Origin of the sequence: Rubricella aquisinus (assembly GCF_014199445.1) — a bacterium.
Lineage (GTDB): Bacteria > Pseudomonadota > Alphaproteobacteria > Rhodobacterales > Rhodobacteraceae > Rubricella > Rubricella aquisinus.
Genome location: NZ_JACIJS010000002.1, coordinates 1 through 17,906 on the forward strand (window position 1 = coordinate 1; position 17,906 = coordinate 17,906).

Here is a 17,906-nt window from a genome sequence, read left to right on the forward strand (position 1 = left end):
CTGCGCGCCGGTTTAAGATTGCGCTGAGGTGTTTGAGGAACAGGTGTGTTCCTCAAATCACCCGTTCAATTGTGGGTGTCACGATTCGCCCGCGCATCAAGGCCGCTCGTTCCTCGGACCTTGACCCACGGCCGAATCGCGGAGGCTGCTCTGGCAACACCAAGTCCAATTCACTTTCTTCAAATATACCCCGCCGGAGGCACCGCCGCGCCGCAAGGTGCGGCGCCCGGCCCAAAGGGAGCGTCAGCGACGTGCGGGAGAGCGCCCTGTCAGGAGAAATCTGCCCGACTGATTCCGTATTTGGCCATCTTCTCATTCAAGGTACGACGAGGCAGGCCGAGGTCAGTCATGGCTGGCGTGACAGCGCCCGAATGGCGCCGCAGGGCATTCTCGATCATCAGCCGCTCGAAGGTTTCCACCTGGTCCTTGAGGTTACGCGCGGGCGCATCGGGCGCGGTTGCATTGGCCTGCGCCATGTCGAGCACTGCCTGAACCGGCACGGCATCCTGACGGTTGCGCAGGATGTAGCGTTCTGCGGTGTTGATGAGTTGCCGCATATTCCCGGGCCAAGGGTGCGACAGCAGCGTCGCCGCATCCTCCGCTGACAGGCTCGGTGCTGTGATGTCGTACTCATTCGCGAAGGATTGGCAGTAGTGGTTGAAGATCGTCAGGATATCCTCCCCGCAATCGCGCAAGGCAGGGGCGTTCACCACCAATGCGGACAGCACTTCGGCAAATTGCGGCAGCAGGGTGCCCGCCTCGATATCGCGCTCGTGATCTTCCTCGGCGATGCTGATGACGCGGGCTGTGACGGGCGTGCCGTCTTGTAGCCTGCGCCGCTCAATCGCGTCAGTCAGAAGGGCCTGTAGGCGCGGGGGCAGGGCGGAGATGTTCTTGAAACACAGCGCCCCGCGATTGACTGCTAAAAGCGGCGGGTTGCCGGACCGGTCCCGCTTGAACAATTGCTCCTCTAGCCGCGCGCCATCCTCTGCCGCGCAATTGATCGTGATAAAGGGCTGCTCCGGTTTCGGGCCGGAGGCATGGAGCGCGCGCGCGATCAGGCTGCGCCCCGCGCCCCGCTCCCCGCGCACCAGCACGGGTGCCTCGGCCTGCGCATAATCGAGCACCGTCGCGCGCAGCGCCTTCATCGGCGCACTGTCGCCCATGAGGCGGCGCATCAGAACCGTTCCATCGGCCAGTTCGCGGCGCAAGAGGCGGTTGTCGATGGTCAACCGCCGTGCCGTCGCCGCGCGCCGCGCCAGATCCGCCAGCCGTTCTGGATCAAACGGTTTCTCGATGAAGTCATAGGCCCCGGCGCGCATCGCCTCTACCGCCATGGCCACATCGCCATGGCCTGTGATCAGGATCACCGGCAGGCTGTCATCCCGTTTCAAAAGTGCGGCCAAAAGCTCCAGCCCGTCCATCCCCGGCATCCGCACATCGGTGATCACGACGCCCGCGAAATCGGCATCAATGACCTCCAACGCATCGGCGGCACTCGCGAATGTCTGGGGCGCGAAATCGCTTAGTTCCATCCATTGCGCGATGGATGCGCGCATATCTGCCTCATCGTCGATGATCGCGACGGGCATCAGATCGGCATCAGGCGGAGTCAGGCGGGTGTGTTGGGTCATGATGTGGTCTCCTTGCCATGAGTATGGGCAAGCGGCAGGGACAGTTCAAACACCGCCCCGCCGTCCTTTCCATTGCGCGCAGACAGGCTTCCGCCCAAGTCAGACGCGATTTGCGCCGAAATCGCGAGGCCAAGGCCCACGCCATCGCCAGCGGTTTTTGTGGTGTAGAACGGTTCAAATAATTGTGAGGGATCGCCCGATAGGCCGGGTCCCGCGTCTCTGACCTGTGCACGGGCGAGTTTTTCGCCGGCAAACAGTTCCACGGTGATTTTCGGCTCGGGATCGCCCTGCATCGCGTCGAGTGCGTTGCGCATCAGGTTGATGAAAATCTGCTCCAGCCGCAGCGCGTCCCCTTTCACCAATACCGGCTGGTCGGGCAGCACGCGGGTGATCACGGCGTGACGCTGGCCGATTTGGGGGGACATGATGGCGAGCGACTCGGTCACGACCGTGCGCATATCGACCTCCACCATTTCCTTGCTGCCTTTGCGGGCGAAGGATTTGAGCTGTTGTGTCAGCGCGTTCATGCGCGTGATCAGATCTTCGATCCGTTGGAAGGAGGCCACGGCCTCATCCGGGCGATTGCGGCGCAAAAGCAACGCGGCTCCCGCGATATAGGTTTTCATGGCGGCAAGGGGTTGGTTCAACTCATGCGCAATCGCCGCCGACATTTGCCCGAGAGCCGCGAGTTTTGAGGATTGCTCAAGGGAGCGTTCGGCAATCTCTAGCGATTGTTCGACCCGCATCCGTTCTTCGATCTCTTGCGTGAGGCGGGCGTTGAGGGCGCGTAACTCCTCACTCTCACGCCGGATGCGTTCGGATTGGCGCGCGGCACGGCGCGCCGTGATATAGAACGTGAGCGCGGCAAGGATGGAAAAGATCATCACTTCGAGCGCCAACACGCCATTCACCCGCGCTTTCACGTCCTGCAATGGCGCAAGGTAAGTGAGCCGCCAGCCGCGAAAATCGAGCGTGCGCTGCACCCGCAGATATTCGATCCCTTCGATCTCCACCGTGGGCACATCGCCATTCCAGTCTAGGTTCAGCATCGGCAAGAGGTTCATCCGCGACACGTTGCGCGGCACGGCGGCGGCATCAAGGAAGGGGGCCAATGCGCGAAACCGCCAATCGGTGCGGGTGGACAACAGAATGATGTCCTCCGAATTGGTGACAAACACCTGATCGCGCCCCTCGGCCCAGTCCCGTTGCAAGGGCGTCAGGTCAACCTCGGCCACGAGCACGCCCAAAATCCGCCCGCCCACGATGATCCGGCGTGAAAACAAAAACCGTTGGTCGCCCTCATTGATCGTGACCATCGCAAAGATTGACGCATCCTGATCCAAGGCCGCCTGAAAATAGGGGGCGGAGGCGTGATTGAGCGGGCTGCCTTCCGGCACCGAATTGGCGATCAACGTGCCAGTGCCGGAATAGAGGTAGAGCGCCTCCACCCCCGTTTCGGCTTGCAAGGAGGCAAGGTGGAACAGCGTCCTGTCCACCGCACCGCCGCTCAGGCCTGCAACAAGCGTGCGGTCCTGTGCCATAAGGGCGGTTGCCACCTGATAATTCGTCAGTTGCTGGGACACGGCGCTGGAATGCAGGGTCGATCGGACCAGCGCCCGCTCCGCCAGTGTCGCGGTGTAGCGATCCGTCAGCACGATATTGCTGATCCAAAGCAGGCCAGAGATCAGCAATGCCGCCAACAGCACCACGCCCGTCGCGGGACGCGGCAGGCGAATGAGCCTGCGGGGCAGGGATATGTCGGTCTGGCTCACCATGCGGGAAAAGCTATGGGTAACAGCGTGGTCAAGCAACTTTGATTGGTCAAAACACAAGCTGCGCCCTAATTCTGGTCACAGAACCGCAACAAAGGGCCGACGAAATGACATATCTCCGCCGACCAAGCTGGGCCTTGCCCGAAAGTGCCGTGACTGATGAGGCATTGTTCCTGAATCGCCGGCAGGTATTGGCCGGTCTGGGCATCGGCACGGCGGCGGCGCTGACCGGATTGCCAAGTCCCGCGCAGGCAGAGGCCGGGCGCACGCCGATCACGCCTCCGCCGCCCCTGAACCCCGCCTTTGCTGATGCGGGCCGCCCGATCACCGGGGAGGATATCACCTCCACCTACAACAATTTCTACGAATTCGGCTCGTCCAAGCGGATCAGCCGCGAAGCACAACGGCTCAATGTCGATGGCTGGGTGATCGAAATTGACGGGCTGGTCGCGAAACCGATGACCATCGCCTTTGACGATCTGGTCAAGCAGATGCAACTGGAAGAGCGGATCGTGCGCCACCGCTGTGTCGAGGCATGGTCGATGGTCGTGCCATGGACCGGCTTCACCCTGTCGCAAATGCTGGCCTTGGTGGAGCCATTGTCGAGCGCGAAATATGTCCGGTTCGAGACCTTCCTTGACCCAGATGTCGCGCGGGAACAGCGCGCGTCATGGTGGCCATGGCCCTATACGGAGGGGCTCACGATTGAGGAGGCGCAGAATGAACTTTCCTTCATGGTAACAGGCGCTTACGGGAAAGAGTTGCATAAGCAATTCGGCGCGCCGGTGCGCCTGCACACACCATGGAAATACGGGTTCAAGCATATCAAATCCATCGTGAAGGTCACGCTGACGGATGAGCGGCCCGTGTCCTTCTGGGAGGAGTTGAACGACAGCGAATATGGCTTCTGGGCCAATGTGAACCCGCAGGTCGATCACCCGCGCTGGACCCAAGCGACCGAACAGCCGCTCTCCGGCGGGGACCGTATTCCGACCCTGTTGTTCAATGGCTATGGGGAGCAGGTGGCCCATCTCTATAAAGGGATGGAGGCCGAAATTGGCACGCGGCTCTGGCGCTAAAGCGCCAGTTTGAAACTCGCATGGGTGCGGATAAATCCGATCCGCTCATAGAAACGATGGGCGTCCGTCCGGTCGAGATGGGCGCTGAGTTGCAAAATCTTGCATCCGCGTGCGCGGCACAACGGCAGGGCATGTTCGATCATCTGTGATCCATAGCCTTGCCCGCGATAGGGCCGCGCCACCCGCACCGACTCGATCTGCCCGCGCCACGCGCCCTGATAGGCGAGACCGGGCAGAAAGCTAAGCTGGTAGCTGCCCACGATCCCGGCCTCCGTGTCTGCCACGATGATCAATTGATCGGGGGAGCGGTCGATGGCAAGGAACGCGTCGAGGTAAGCGGGATTGAGCGGCGCGGATGTATCCTCTCGCCCGGCACCAAGATCGTCATCCGCGAGCATCGCCACCAATGCCGGCAGATCGCCCTCCGACGCATCGCGAAACGTGACCCTCATGCGCTGGCCAATGCCGCCGTGAGGCCCGTGAACAGCGCCTGCCCATCGGTGCCGCCGAGCGCCGCATCATTCAGCCGCTCAGGGTGCGGCATCATCCCCAGAACCCGACGATTGGGGCTGAGAATGCCCGCGATGTCGCGCGCGGCACCGTTGGGGTTGTCTGCATAGGTGAAGGCGATGCGATCCTCATTGGCCAGTTCCTTCAGCGTGTCGGCGCTTGCGTTATAGTTGCCATCATGATGCGCAATCGGAATGGTAATCTGAGCGCCTGCCGCATACGCGCTGGTATAGGGGCTGTTGCGGGTTGTGACGTTCAGCACGACGTCCTTGCAGATGTATTTCAGGCCCGCATTGCGCATCAGCGCGCCGGGGAGCAGACCCGCCTCGATCAGCACCTGAAACCCGTTGCAGACACCCAGCACATGCCCGCCGCCTTGCGCGAATTTCACCACATCCGCCATGATGGGGGAGCGCGCCGCGATCGCCCCGCAGCGCAGATAATCGCCAAAGCTGAAGCCGCCGGGGATCGCGATCAGGTCCAGTCCCGCGGGCAGGGCGGCTTCCTTGTGCCAGACCATCGCGGGCTTTTGCCCGGTCGCACGTTCCAGCGCGACAGCCATGTCACGATCACAATTCGAGCCGGGAAAGACGATAACGGCGGTTTTCATGGGCAACATCCTCTAGGCGGTAAAATCGGTAATGACGGCCACACCCGGTGGCGTTGGATGATCAAAGGCAGCCAGTTCCGCGCTTGCCCCAGACAGGGCAATCCGCCGCGAAATCAGCGGGCTCAGGTCGAGCCCCCCTTTGATCATATTCAGGAGAGACGGGTATTTCCAAGCGGGCATCCCGCGCGTGCCAAAAAGGGCAAGCTGGCCGGAATACACCAAATCCATCGGAAGCCGCATGTTTACATGGTCACCCGCAGGCATCCCGATCTGCACATGCCGCCCCAGTTTTCTGAGCGATTTCAAGGAGGAAATGGTGGTCGCCTCGATCCCCAGCGCCTCCACCGATAGGTGCGCGCCACCTTGCGTGATCTCTTTCACGGCCTCACCGGCGTCCTCATGGGCCGCATTCACAATGGCGTCAGCGCCCAGATCTTGGGCAAAGCGGAGCTTTTCTTCGACCACATCGACCATCACGACACGCGCGCCGATGGCCTTTCCCAGCATCAATGCGGCCAGGCCGATTCCCCCCGCGCCGTGGACCGCCATCCACTCCCCCGGGGCAAGTGCCGCGCGGTCCGTCAGCGCGTGCCACACGGTCGTCACCCGGCACCCGAGCGACGCGGCAAGCGCCGGGTCCATCCCGTCGGGCAGGCGGGCAAGGTTGTGATCCGCGCGCGGCACGGCGATCAGATCGGCAAAGGCACCGGGAATGGTAAAACCGGGCACCGCTTGCGTGGCGCAGGTGGTCTGGTGCCCCGCCGCACAGGCCGGGCAGTTACCACACGCAAGGATAAAGGGTGCAATCACCCGGTCCCCGATCCGCCAGCTCGTCACATCCGAGCCCACAGCCGCGACAGTGCCGCAAAACTCGTGGCCGGGGATATGCGGCAGGTCAATATCGGGATCGGCACCGGTCCAGCCATGCCAATCGGAGCGGCAGACACCACAGGCCAGCACCTCCAGCACCACACCATCCGCCGGGCAGATGGGATCGGGCAGCGTCTGAACGTCCAGCGGCCTGCGCCAGCCGGTCAGCACCGCCGCCCGCATCGGTCAGAGCACCGTAATGGCGTAATTCTCGATCACGGTATTGGCGAGCAGCTTTTCACACATGGCGGCCACGTCGGCCTCTGCCTTGGCCGGGTCGGTCTCCGCGAGGTCAAGGAGGATCACCTTGCCCTGACGCACCGAATTCACCCCGTCAAACCCCAGCGTGCCAAGCGCGTGATGCACGGCCTCGCCCTGCGGATCCAGCACACCCGTTTTCAATGTGATATCAACGCGAACCTGCATCTGGGGCTTCTCCTAGTGTACCAGTTTCGGGCCGGAGCCCGAGCTTGTGTTGCGCGGCATGACGCCAAGGCGGCGGGCCACTTCCGTATAGGCATCGGTGAGGCTGCCAAGGTCACGGCGGAACACGTCCTTGTCGAGTTTTTGACCTGTCTCGATATCCCACAGGCGGCAGCTGTCCGGGCTGATCTCATCGGCGACGATCAGGCGCTGGAAGTCACCTTCATAGACGCGGCCCGTTTCGATTTTGAAATCCACCAGCTTGATGCCGACGGCCATCATCATGCCGGACATGAAATCATTGACGCGCAGTGCGAGCGAAATCATGTCGTCGATATCCTGCTGCGTGGCCCAGCCAAAGGCGATGATATGCTCTTCGGACACGATCGGGTCGTTCAGATCGTCGTTTTTGTAGTAAAACTCGATGATCGGGCGGGGCAGGGCCGTGCCCTCCTCAATGCCGAGCCGCTTGGACATGCTGCCCGCGGCCACATTGCGCACAACGATCTCCAGCGGCACGATCTCCACCGCGCGGACCAGTTGCTCGCGCATGTTGATGCGGCGGATGAAGTGAGTCGGCACGCCGATATTGTTCAAGCCCGTCATGAACAATTCGCTCAAGCGGTTGTTCAGCACGCCTTTGCCTTCGATCTGGGCATGTTTTTCGCCATTGCCCGCGGTCGTATCGTCCTTGAAAAACTGGATGAGTGTTCCGGGTTCGGGGCCTTCGTAGAGGATCTTTGCCTTGCCCTCATACACCATTCTGCGACGCGCCATGGATATCTCCTTGCCCCCGCGGGCAGGGGGCCTGCGGGTCATGCCGCTCCATAGCGCAAGGGTGTGAATGGGGCAAGTGTGGCGTCTGAATTGATACCATTTGGCTCATCTCTGGCCCTTGTGCCGCCGGGCGGGGAGTGCCATTTTCTAATCAACCGTAATCGACATGCTCGGGAGGCGTGGATGACCACTTTCGATGATCGCGAACAGGCGTTTGAAAAGAAATTCGCACATGACGCAGAAATGCAGTTCAAGGCGGAGGCGCGCCGCAACAAGCTGTTGGCGCTTTGGGCCGCAGGCCTGATGGATATGGAGCCCGAAAAGGTGGCCGGTTATGTGACCGAAGTCATCAAATCCGACTTTGAAGAAGCGGGCGATGAGGACGTGTTCCGCAAAGTCCATGCCGACCTTGGCGACCGTGTGAGCGAGGCGGACCTGCGCGCCAAAATGGCAGGCTTCCTTGTGGAAGCGAAAGCACAGATCATGGCGGAAGCCTGAGATTTAGCTGGTCGGGGCGGCCAAGGCTGCCTCGACCGCCCGGCGCATCCGGGCGCTTGATGGGGACGCCTGGCTCGGGAATGTGCCGATCAGCGCCCCATCCCGACCAATCAGAAATTTCGTGAAATTCCAGCGCGGTCGCGCGCCCTCATCCGCGAGCCACGCGAACAGAGGTGTCGCATCGCGCCCGGTCACCTCCTGAATGGTGCTCATCGGGAAGGTGATCCCGAAATTCACCTCGCAAAAATCCTTCACCGCCGCGTCGGACGACAATTCCTGCCCGCCAAAATCATTCGATGGGATGCCAACCACGGCAAAGCCCTGATCTGCGTAACGCTCATGCAGCGCCTGAAGCCCGTCATATTGCGGCGTGAACCCACAAAGAGAAGCAGTGTTGACGATCAGCGTGACTTGGCCGCGCCGCTCCGACAAATCGAGCGTCCCGCCATCCAGAGACGGCAGCGCGAAGTCATAGGCTGTGTCGGCCATCGCAGGCAGAGGCAGCAACAGGATAAGGGCGGCGAGAAAGCATTTCATGCCCGTGATACGCATCCATCCGCCCCTTGGTTCACTGAATTGATGACGATCAAGGTCGTCTTTTTTAACTGCGATATACCAATCCGGCACTGCAAAGGAGGGCGTGATGATCCGCTTGATGGGAATATTGTTTGGAATGATCTCGACCACGTTGATGGGTGTCGGCGTGATCGTGGTTCTGGTCATGGGCGCGGGGACGCTGATGCCGATCCTTGGGGCAGCAGCGGTCGGTTTCCTCGTGTCGATCCCGATCACCTATGTCATCGCGCGGGCGGTGGCTGAGACCTGACCCCTGAGACGCAAATCGCCCCGGCGGACCGGGGCGATCTATAATCAGCTCGTGGCTTGTGCCTTGCACCCGCCAGTTGCCGCGTCATAGTGGCTGCCCGCCGGGCAGGACATATTCGCGGTGTCCGAACTGCACCCCATGGCAAGCGCCATACCGGGGGCGAGGGACAGGGCCAGTGCGGCCACAATCAACTTCAGTCGCATTCCAAACTCCCTGTGTCACTGTCGTAGTGCCCGAGAGTATAGCGCAAAAGCCGCGAAAACCTACTCCATCCAGCGGAAAGCTCAGCCGAACACGCGCTTGAAAATCGTGTCCACATGCTTGGTATGGTAGCCAAGGTCGAATTTATCCTCGATCTCTGCTTCCGACAGGGTGGCAGTCACTTCGGCGTCGCCCTTCAATTCGGTCATGAAATCAGCGCCTTCTTCCCAGACCTTCATCGCGTTGCGCTGGACAAGGCGATAGCTGTCCTCCCGGCTGATCCCCTTTTGCGTCAGTGCCAGCAGCACACGCTGAGAATGGATCAGGCCGCGGAATTTGTTCATGTTCGCGATCATGTTGTCGGGATAGATCACCAGCTTGTCGATGACATTCGTCAGACGCGCCAGCGCGAAATCGAGCGTGATCGTCGCATCAGGGCCAATATTCCGCTCCACGGAGGAATGGGAGATGTCCCGCTCATGCCAGAGCGCCACATTCTCCATCGCGGGTACGACGGTCATGCGCACAAGCCGGGCAAGCCCGGTGAGGTTTTCGGTCAGCACTGGATTGCGCTTATGCGGCATCGCGGAGGAGCCTTTCTGCCCCTTGGAGAAGAATTCCTCGGCCTCCAGCACCTCCGTGCGCTGCATGTGCCGAATCTCGATCGCAACATTTTCAATGGAGGAGGCGACGACACCGAGCGCCGCGAAAAACGCGGCGTGCCGGTCACGCGGGATGACTTGCGTACTGATCGGCTCGGGCTGAAGGCCCAATTCGGCGCAAACATGCGCCTCAACACTCGGGTCGATATTGGCGAAGGTGCCGACGGCACCGGAAATGGCACCGGTGGCGATCTCATCGCGGGCGGTGACAAGGCGCGTGCGATTGCGCTCCATCTCCGCATAGAACCGCGCGAAGGTCAGGCCCATCGTCGTCGGCTCCGCGTGGATCCCGTGGGAGCGCCCGATGCGGACGGTCATTTTATGCTCCAGCGCACGCCGTTTCAGCGCGGCGAGCAGGTCATCCATATCCGCGATCAGGATATCGGCGGCGCGCACAAGCTGCACGTTGAACGTGGTGTCGAGCACATCGGAGGACGTCATCCCCTGATGCACGAACCGCGCGGTGTCATTGCCGATGATCTCCGCCAGATGGGTAAGAAAGGCGATGACGTCATGCTTGGTCACGGCTTCGATTTCATCAATCCGGGCCACGTCGAAATCCACATCGCGCGCCTTCCAGACGGCCTCGGCATTCTCCTTGGGGATTACGCCAAGGGCGGCCTGCGCGTCACAGGCATGGGCCTCGATCTCGTACCAGATGCGGAATTTCGTCTCTGGGGACCAGATGGCGACCATGTCGGGGCGGGAATAGCGGGGGATCATGCGGGGCCTCGTTGCGCTTGTGGGTGTTGGGCGTGGTGATAGACTTCGCTTTCATGAGAAACAACCTTTGCCAGTATGCTGCGGCGCTGATGACCGTTTTTGCCCTGTCGCTGCCCGCGATGGGGCAGGCCATGCATGAAACACCGGAGATTGAAGCGGCCTTATCGGGCCGGTCGGTCGTCTATGGGGATGGGGTGGTGCAATCCTTTGACGCGTCGGGTGAAACGGTTTACGGCACCAGTCGCGGAAGATGGGCTGCGCGCGGTGGCAGCTATTGTTCGCTCTGGCCACCTTCGGACGATTGGGCGTGTTACCGCGTCACACGGATCGAGGGTGGCATACGCTTCACCGACGGGGCAGGGCGGGTGTTTGATGGCACATACCAGAAATGAAGCGCCTGCCGCCATGACCCGCTTCGCCGGGCGCTGGCGGGTGCACCGGGACATCACAGATTTCGCGAGCCGATGGACGGGCAAATTCGAGGGCGAGGCGGTTTTTGCGCCAGCGCAGGGTGAGGACACGCTGCTTTACCGGGAGGAGGGCAAGTTGACCTTCGCGGGCCTGCGATCGGCGACGGCGACGCGGGATTATGTCTGGCGCTTTCCTGCGGAGGACCGGGTGGAGGTGTTTTTCGCTGATGGCCGCCCGTTCCACAGCTTTGATCCGGGCCAAAAGGATACAGAAGCCGATCACCTCTGCGCGGCGGACCTCTATCAGGTGCGCTATGTTTTCGAGGCGGATGAAGCATGGCGCGCGGAATGGCGGGTGGAGGGGCCGATGAAAGACTACCGCATGGTGACGTTCTATCGTCGGTTTGCAACGGAGGAGGCGCTCTCCCGCCCGTCGGTGCCTTATCAAAGATAAGGCGCCTCCCGTTGGGCCGGGCCGCCGCTAGCGCGGCGGCGTTTTCGCACTGAGGTGCCTGAGGAACAGCATGTTCCTCATGTCACCTCGTCCAGTATCAGAGCCGATTCGTGCGCGCCTCAAGGGTAAAGCGCCTGCCGGCGCCGGCTAGCGCCGCCCTTGACCCGCACCCGAATCGTCTGGGCTGCTCTTGCGACCCAGTCCCAATTCACTTTCTTCAAATATACCCCGCCGGAGGCATCGCCGTGCCGTCAGGCGCGGCGCCCGGCCGAAAGGGAAAAGGCCCGCGTGAGCGGGCCTTTGACGTGCGGGAGCCGCCTTGGGGTTTATTCCGCCGCGTGGATTTGGATGACAGGTTCCATCTTGTCGAGCATCTCCTGCGCGAGGTGGCATTTCACCTGATGGCCCGATTCCAAATCACGCATTGGCGGGACTTCCGTTTCACACAAGTTCCCCGGAACGGAGGATTTGTGCATGCAGCGGGTCTGGAAAGGGCAGCCGGAGGGCGGGTTCATCGCGGACGGGATATCCCCATCCAGAACGATCCGTTTCTTCACCACGCGGGTGTCCGCGATGGGTACTGCCGACAACAAGGCTTCCGTATAAGGGTGATATGGCGGGGAGAAGACCTGTTCCGTTGTCCCCATCTCCACCACATGCCCCAGATACATCACCATCACACGATCTGCGAGATAGCGCACGATCGACAGATCGTGGCTGATGAACAGCATCGTCGTGCGGTTCTCCAGCTGGATTTCGGTCAAGAGCTGCGTCACTGCCGCCTGCACAGACACGTCAAGTGCTGATACCGGCTCATCCGCGACCACCACTTTCGGTGTTCCGGCAAAGGCCCGTGCGATCCCGATCCGTTGTTTTTGCCCGCCAGAGAGCTGGCGCGGTTTCCGCTCAGCAAAGGCGCGCGGCAGCTTCACCAGATCGAGGAGTTGCAGCATCCGCTCCTCCCGATCCTTGGGGTTGTCACCAATGCCGAATTTCTCCAACACGCGGATGATCTGGTTGCCGATCGTGTGCGATGGGTTGAGCGTGTCAAACGGGTTCTGGAACACCATCTGCACATCCGCGACCGTGCGTTTGTCGCGCCGCTCAATCTCCGTATTGCCGATATCGGTGTTGCCAAGGAGCGCCTCGCCGCTTGTTGCGGTCTCCAGTCCCAGCAGCACCTTGGCGAGCGTGGATTTCCCGCAACCAGATTCGCCCACGATGGCGAGCGTCTCGGATTCGCGTGCCACAAAATCGAGTGTCTCGTTTGCCTTCACCACCCGCTTTTCGCCACCGCCGAACATCGCGTTCGCGGCGACCTCATAGTATTTCTTGAGGTTGGTCACTTTCAGAACCACATCGCCCGGTTCCGATTTGCCGTCATTGGTGACGGCTTCGGGCTGGGCGGTCCAGTCAATCTCCGTGAACCTCAAACAGCGGGAGCCGTGGCGATCATCGCCCTCCACTTCGAACATCGGAATCTCCCCGACATTGCAGCGCCCTTCCTCGAAATAGTCGCAGCGCGGCCCGAAATTGCAGCCTTGCGGGCGCTCATGGGGCAGGGGGAAGTTCCCCGGAATGGCGATCAGCGGCCGCGCGTTCTTATCCGCGCCCGGCAGCGGGATCGACCGGAACAGGCCCTGCGTATAGGGGTGCTGCATCTTGTCGAACACATCCTTGATCGAGCCGGTCTCGACCGCCTCACCCGAATACATCACGCACAGCCGGTCACAAACATCGAGCACAAGCCCAAGATTGTGGGAGATAAACAGCATCGAGGTGCCATATTTCTCCCCCAAGTCTTTCACCAGATCGACGACGCCCGCCTCCACCGTCACGTCAAGCGCGGTGGTCGGTTCATCCAGGATCAAAAGCGCGGGTTTCGACATCAGCGCCATCGCGATGACGATGCGCTGTTGCTGACCGCCCGACAATTGGTGCGGATAAGAGCGCAGCATCCGGTCCGGGTCCGGCAGGCGCACATCTTCGATCACTTGACGGGCGAGGGCGAGCGCTTCTTCCTCTTTCATGCCGCCATGGATCATTGGAACCTCGGCAAGCTGTTTGCCGATCTTCATCGCTGGGTTCAGCGACGCCATAGGCTCTTGATAGATCATCGCGATCTCGGACCCGCGGATCTGGCGCAATTCTTCTTGGCTCATCTTGCCCAGATCGCGGCCCTTGAACTTGATGGAGCCACCGACGATTGCGCCGTTCTTTCCCAGATCCTGCATAACGCCGAGCGCCACGGTGGATTTCCCGCAGCCCGACTCCCCGACAAGGCCCATCGCCTCCCCCGGTTGCACGACACAGGAGAAATCCATCACCGCCGGGATTTCGCCCGCACGGGTGAAGAAAGAGATCGAGAGATTCTCAATCTCAAGGATCGGGCCGGTATAGCTGTCATCATTCATGGTGCAGCCTCCCTTAGTCTTTCAGCGACTGTTCGCGCAGCGCGTCAGCCAGCAGGTTTAGGCCAAGCACAAGCGTCATCAGCGCCAGTGCGGGGGGCAGGGCGATATGCACGACCGAGCGCCACAATTGCCGCCCCTCGTTGATCGCAAGTCCCCAATCCGGGCTTTCAGGGCTGACCCCAAGGCCAAAGAAGCCCAAGGTTCCCAAAAGGATCGTGGTATAGCCGATGCGCAGGCACAGATCGACGATCAGCGGGCCGCGCGCGTTTGGCAGGATTTCCCACAGCATGATGTACCATGGGCGCTCCCCCCGTGTTTGGGCGGCGGCGACGTAATCCCTTGTTTTGATGTCCATCGTCAGGCCACGGACGATCCTGAACACGGTGGGGGAGTTCACGAACACCACCGAGACAAAGATATTGAGCGTGTTCGGGTCCATCGACAGGATGCCCAGCGGGTCCGCGTTGAACGCAAGGCCCAGATACATCCACCCGCCGATAAGGATCACCCCCGATAGCTGGAACCACACCAGATCGGGCCGGGTGTAATAGCGGCTGTAGAAAAACATCACAAAGAACACGACCGGGAACAGGAACAGCACCGCCGCCATGGATGTGGGGATCGGCGTGTCCCGAATGCCCGGTGTCACCAAGAGGTAGAACAGCAGGATCACCGGGAAGGCCAGCACGAGGTTCGCAAGAAAAGTCAGGATCGTGTCGGTCTTGCCCGAGAAGTATCCGGCAGGCAGGCCCAGCGTGATACCCACCATAAAGGCAAACAGCGTCGCGATGGGCGCAATGGCCAACACGGTCTGCGAGCCGACGATCATGCGACTGAACACATCCCGCGCCAGATTGTCCCCACCAAAGAGGTACACATCATAGCTCGCCCCACCATCGGGAATAATTGTGCCCGGCACGGCTCGTTTCATCCCGGAGACTTGCTGGAACGGGTCCAGCGGGATGATGAAATCTGCCAAGAGGGCAGTGAACACCCAAAACAGCACAAGGAAGATGCCGATAATGCCCACCCAGCTATCGTAAAGCTGGCCATAAAGGCTCAGGCGGCTCCGAAACATAAAGCTCGTACCCATCACAATCGCGAGGGCCAGCCAAACGGGCCAGAACAACACCGCCGCACGGGCGAAAATCTCAAGATATCCGATCTCATTCATAATGCGCGCTCCTTATTTCACGCGAATTCGCGGATTGAGATAGACGTAACCGATATCGGATATCAGCTGGGTGATCAGCACCACCGCGACAGAGGCCAGCGAACAGGCCATCAACAGGTTGATGTCATTGTTTTCCGCCGCCTCAACGAGCGCGAGGCCGAAGCCTTTGTAGTTGAACATCGCCTCAACGATCACAACGCCGGTCAGCAGCCACGGGAATTGCAGCATGATGACGGTGAACGGGGCGATCAGCGCGTTGCGCAGCGCGTGTTTGATCACGATGGAGCGGAACGCGACGCCCTTAAGCCGCGCCGTGCGGATATATTGCGCCGTCATCACCTCCGCCATGGAGGCGCGGGTCATCCGCGCGACATAGCCCATGCCGTAAATGGCCATGGTCATCACGGGCAGGGTGAAATTGTAGAAGGTAATCCCAGACCGCCCCGTCGCTGATGCTGCAGAGCCGTTGAGGTGCAGCCATTCAGGGAACCACGCATAGGTCTCCCCCCATGCCTTGAACATGGACGCGAACAAAACGGTGAAGATGATGCCCGACACATATTCTGGCGTCGCGGTGGAGCCGATGGACACGATGGACAGCCCCCGGTCAAGCCGCGTGCCTTCGCGCATACCAGCAAGCACGCCGATCAGGAGGGCCGCAGGCACCATCGTGATCATCACGAAGAACATCAGCTTACCCGTCGCAGCCAGCCGCTCCGCCAGCAATTCGGTGACGGGTTGTTTAAAGCGGGTGGATTCGCCCAGATCGCCAGTGAACACACCGCCCAGCCACTCGAAATACCGCTCATGGAAGGGCCGCAGATAGCCGCGGTTCTCCAGCCATTGCATGGTTTGCTCTTCCGTCATCCGCATATTGCCGTCTGAGAGGGCAAGTTTGATGAGGTTCGGCTCAAGATTGGTCAGGAAAAACACGATGAACGTGAGTGCGAGCATTGTCAGCACCATCACGCCAAGGCGTCTGAGAATAAAAATCAACATATCAGCGGTGTCCGTTTGATCGGCTGGGGACCCTGTCCCACTGGCAGGGCCAGTCAGTCACCCAAAGGAAATTCGGGCGCGCCGATGTGCTGGCGCGCCCGAAAATGAGGTCTCTTAGGAAGAGAACCAGGTGTCCTCGAACATCAACTCGTTCGTGGGATGGCGGTTGAAGCCGTTGACCCACTCAACATGGTGCGAATAGAGCGACCGCCAGAACGGCTGGATGATCACGCCCGCATCCTGCAGGTTGGCTTCGATCTTGGCCATTACGACCGACCGGGCCTCATGATCTGCAATCGCGACCGCTTCGGTCAGCAGGTTGTCGAACTCTTCATTCGCATAGCCCGTCTCGTTCCATGCCACGCCGGAACGGTAGGCAAGGGCCAGAACCTGCACGCCAAGCGGGCGCATGTTCCAGTTGGTGGTGGAGAAGGGATATTTGGTCCAGTCGTTCCAGAACGTCGCACCCGGAATAACCGTCCGCTTGACGTTCATACCCGCATCGCGCAACTGCTGCCCGACCGCATCAGCGGAAACGGTCGTCCAGTCGCCGTCGATGGAGATGATCTCGATCTCCGTCTCTGCATGGCCCGCGTCAGTCATCATCTGCATGGCAAGCGCCGGGTCACGCGCCGGGATGCCGATATCGACATATTCGGGGTGCATCGGGCCGACATGGTGGTTCTGCGCCGGGATACCGCGGTTGTTCTGGCCGAGTTCGAGCACGATGGCATTGTCCACCGCCCGCTGGATCGCGTTGCGCACCATTTTGTTGTCATAGGGCGGATTGTTCACGTTCATGCGCGCCACAACGGTCGCACCCGTCGCCACTTCGGACCGGGTGAGGCCAAGATCGTCGAGGATATCCACGAAATCGGACTCGGTCTCATAGTTGACGTCGATCTCTTCGGCCTCAAAGGCGGAGATTTCGGCGGATTTGTCGGTGCCGTAGTCAAGGAAGACCACACCATCCAGATACACATCTGACCCGCGCGCGGCCTTGCCCCACCAGTCGCCATTGGTCCGACGCACGAATTCGGAACGCACGCCAACCTCATGGTTCACCAGCTCAAACGCACCGGTTCCGATCGGATTGTCGGTGATCGCGGTGGAGCCGTCAAAGGACCGGTGCACAACCAATGCAGGATAATCAGAAAGACCCGGGATGATCGTGATGTCGGATGTCGGCAGGTTCAGTTGCACAGTGTAATCATCCACACGGACAATACCACCTTCGCGCGCCATGCCAGTGTCGGGATCGATCAGCGTCGCAACGCGCGCGGCCATCGAGTTGCCCTCAACATTCTGCTCGCACCAACGCTCGAGGTTGTGGATCACGTCCGTCGCATCAAGCGTGTCGCCATTGGTCCACGTGATGCCGCGGCGGATGTTGAGCGTGTATTGCGTCGCGTCCTCGTTGGCTTCCCAGCTTTCCAGAATGGACGGCTCAAAGGTGAAGTCGCTGGTATAGCGCACAAGCGTGTCGAGGAACTGACGCGCGATGTTGCCTTTTTCCGACCAGTCAAACAGGCGCGGGTCATCGACCGACATCACCGGCATGGAAACGCGCAAGGTGCCACCGGACTCGGCATGAGCCGCCGCGCGGGCAGGCGTGGCCAAGCCAAGCGCGCCATAGGCCGCCGCAGTGGTCGCGCCGAGTGCCGTTGCCATCGCAAGGAATTCACGCCGTGGCAGCTTGCCCGCTGCCACTTCGCTGGCAAGCGCGCCAACCTTTGCGTGCATCGGTGCGCCCGTAAGAGTTTCGTTCGTCATGTAGGTCTCCCTGATTTTAACCTTTCACCGGTTGCCCAACCTAAGGCAGCGGTGGGTTGCGATTCAGCACCCAAAGATGCCGCTCGCGTAATTATCT

General features: G+C 60.7%; 19 protein-coding genes. 5 read left to right on the plus strand and 14 right to left on the minus strand.

The window, feature by feature from the left end; all coding sequences use genetic code 11:
* Positions 1–269: 269 nt before the first annotated feature.
* Together FHS89_RS03170 and FHS89_RS03175 are read right to left on the minus strand one after the other, a co-directional pair.
* Positions 270–1,634: a sigma-54-dependent transcriptional regulator gene (locus tag FHS89_RS03170; protein WP_246413560.1), complete on the minus strand. Its 1,365-nt coding sequence runs from the start codon at positions 1,632–1,634 to the stop codon at positions 270–272.
* Positions 1,631–3,445: a sensor histidine kinase gene (locus FHS89_RS03175; protein WP_184008475.1), complete on the minus strand. Its 1,815-nt coding sequence runs from the start codon at positions 3,443–3,445 to the stop codon at positions 1,631–1,633. Before FHS89_RS03175 ends, FHS89_RS03170 begins: the two co-directional genes overlap by 4 nt.
* Before the next feature lie 68 nt (positions 3,446–3,513).
* Here FHS89_RS03175 and msrP point away from each other — a divergent pair, with 68 nt between their 5' ends.
* A complete protein-coding gene (gene msrP / locus FHS89_RS03180; RefSeq protein WP_184008477.1) occupies positions 3,514–4,485 on the plus strand; it encodes a protein-methionine-sulfoxide reductase catalytic subunit MsrP in 972 nt (323 codons plus the stop codon).
* On the opposite strand, the gene FHS89_RS03185 is transcribed toward msrP, so the two are convergent.
* Genes FHS89_RS03185 through purC form a run of 5 tightly spaced genes read right to left on the minus strand, consistent with a single transcriptional unit; the run spans position 4,482 to position 7,675 of the window.
* Positions 4,482–4,937 carry a GNAT family N-acetyltransferase gene (locus FHS89_RS03185; protein ID WP_184008479.1) on the minus strand — a complete coding sequence of 152 codons (456 nt, stop codon included), beginning with the start codon at positions 4,935–4,937 and terminating at the stop codon, positions 4,482–4,484. The two genes, msrP and FHS89_RS03185, sit on opposite strands and share 4 nt — an antisense overlap.
* A complete protein-coding gene (gene purQ / locus FHS89_RS03190) occupies positions 4,934–5,605 on the minus strand; it encodes a phosphoribosylformylglycinamidine synthase subunit PurQ (protein WP_184008481.1) in 672 nt (223 codons plus the stop codon). Before purQ ends, FHS89_RS03185 begins: the two co-directional genes overlap by 4 nt.
* A gap of 12 nt (positions 5,606–5,617) precedes the next feature.
* Positions 5,618–6,658, minus strand: a complete 1,041-nt coding sequence (locus FHS89_RS03195) for a zinc-dependent alcohol dehydrogenase family protein (protein WP_184008483.1) — start codon at positions 6,656–6,658, stop codon at positions 5,618–5,620.
* 3 nt (positions 6,659–6,661) lie between these two features.
* A complete protein-coding gene (gene purS / locus FHS89_RS03200) occupies positions 6,662–6,901 on the minus strand; it encodes a phosphoribosylformylglycinamidine synthase subunit PurS (RefSeq protein ID WP_184008485.1) in 240 nt (79 codons plus the stop codon).
* Between the two features lie 12 nt (positions 6,902–6,913).
* Positions 6,914–7,675: a phosphoribosylaminoimidazolesuccinocarboxamide synthase gene (gene purC, locus FHS89_RS03205; RefSeq protein WP_184008488.1), complete on the minus strand. Its 762-nt coding sequence runs from the start codon at positions 7,673–7,675 to the stop codon at positions 6,914–6,916.
* 183 nt (positions 7,676–7,858) lie between these two features.
* On the opposite strand from purC, the gene FHS89_RS03210 reads away from it, so the two are divergent.
* On the plus strand, positions 7,859–8,173 hold the full coding sequence (locus FHS89_RS03210; RefSeq protein ID WP_184008489.1) for a DUF1476 domain-containing protein: 315 nt from the start codon (positions 7,859–7,861) through the stop codon (positions 8,171–8,173).
* Positions 8,174–8,176: 3 nt separating this feature from the next.
* Here the strand turns inward: FHS89_RS03210 and FHS89_RS03215 are convergent, their stop codons facing one another.
* A complete protein-coding gene (locus FHS89_RS03215) occupies positions 8,177–8,725 on the minus strand; it encodes a glutathione peroxidase (protein WP_246413562.1) in 549 nt (182 codons plus the stop codon).
* A 91-nt stretch (positions 8,726–8,816) separates the two neighbouring features.
* Between FHS89_RS03215 and FHS89_RS03220 the strand changes: the two genes are divergently transcribed.
* A complete protein-coding gene (locus FHS89_RS03220) occupies positions 8,817–8,999 on the plus strand; it encodes a CTP synthetase (RefSeq protein ID WP_184008491.1) in 183 nt (60 codons plus the stop codon).
* Positions 9,000–9,043: 44 nt separating this feature from the next.
* On the opposite strand, the gene FHS89_RS03225 is transcribed toward FHS89_RS03220, so the two are convergent.
* Both FHS89_RS03225 and purB read right to left on the minus strand, forming a co-directional pair.
* Positions 9,044–9,202 carry an adenylosuccinate lyase gene (locus FHS89_RS03225; protein ID WP_184008493.1) on the minus strand — a complete coding sequence of 53 codons (159 nt, stop codon included), beginning with the start codon at positions 9,200–9,202 and terminating at the stop codon, positions 9,044–9,046.
* Between the two features lie 81 nt (positions 9,203–9,283).
* A complete protein-coding gene (gene purB, locus FHS89_RS03230) occupies positions 9,284–10,585 on the minus strand; it encodes an adenylosuccinate lyase (protein WP_184008495.1) in 1,302 nt (433 codons plus the stop codon).
* An 89-nt stretch (positions 10,586–10,674) separates the two neighbouring features.
* Here purB and FHS89_RS03235 point away from each other — a divergent pair, with 89 nt between their 5' ends.
* Positions 10,675–10,977, plus strand: coding sequence for a hypothetical protein (locus FHS89_RS03235; RefSeq protein WP_184008498.1), 303 nt, complete (start codon positions 10,675–10,677; stop codon positions 10,975–10,977).
* Between the two features lie 13 nt (positions 10,978–10,990).
* Entirely contained in the window at positions 10,991–11,449 is a 459-nt protein-coding gene (locus FHS89_RS03240; RefSeq protein ID WP_184008500.1) for a DUF6314 family protein, read from the plus strand.
* Positions 11,450–11,775: 326 nt separating this feature from the next.
* Here FHS89_RS03240 and FHS89_RS03245 read toward each other — a convergent pair whose 3' ends face one another.
* The 4 genes from FHS89_RS03245 to FHS89_RS03260 form a co-directional block, all read right to left on the minus strand.
* A complete protein-coding gene (locus tag FHS89_RS03245; protein WP_184008502.1) occupies positions 11,776–13,863 on the minus strand; it encodes a dipeptide ABC transporter ATP-binding protein in 2,088 nt (695 codons plus the stop codon).
* A 13-nt stretch (positions 13,864–13,876) separates the two neighbouring features.
* Entirely contained in the window at positions 13,877–15,037 is a 1,161-nt protein-coding gene (locus tag FHS89_RS03250) for an ABC transporter permease (RefSeq protein ID WP_184008504.1), read from the minus strand.
* A gap of 12 nt (positions 15,038–15,049) precedes the next feature.
* Positions 15,050–16,036 carry an ABC transporter permease gene (locus FHS89_RS03255; RefSeq protein ID WP_184008506.1) on the minus strand — a complete coding sequence of 329 codons (987 nt, stop codon included), beginning with the start codon at positions 16,034–16,036 and terminating at the stop codon, positions 15,050–15,052.
* 114 nt (positions 16,037–16,150) lie between these two features.
* Positions 16,151–17,809, minus strand: coding sequence for an ABC transporter substrate-binding protein (locus FHS89_RS03260; protein ID WP_184008508.1), 1,659 nt, complete (start codon positions 17,807–17,809; stop codon positions 16,151–16,153).
* Positions 17,810–17,906: the final 97 nt, after the last annotated feature.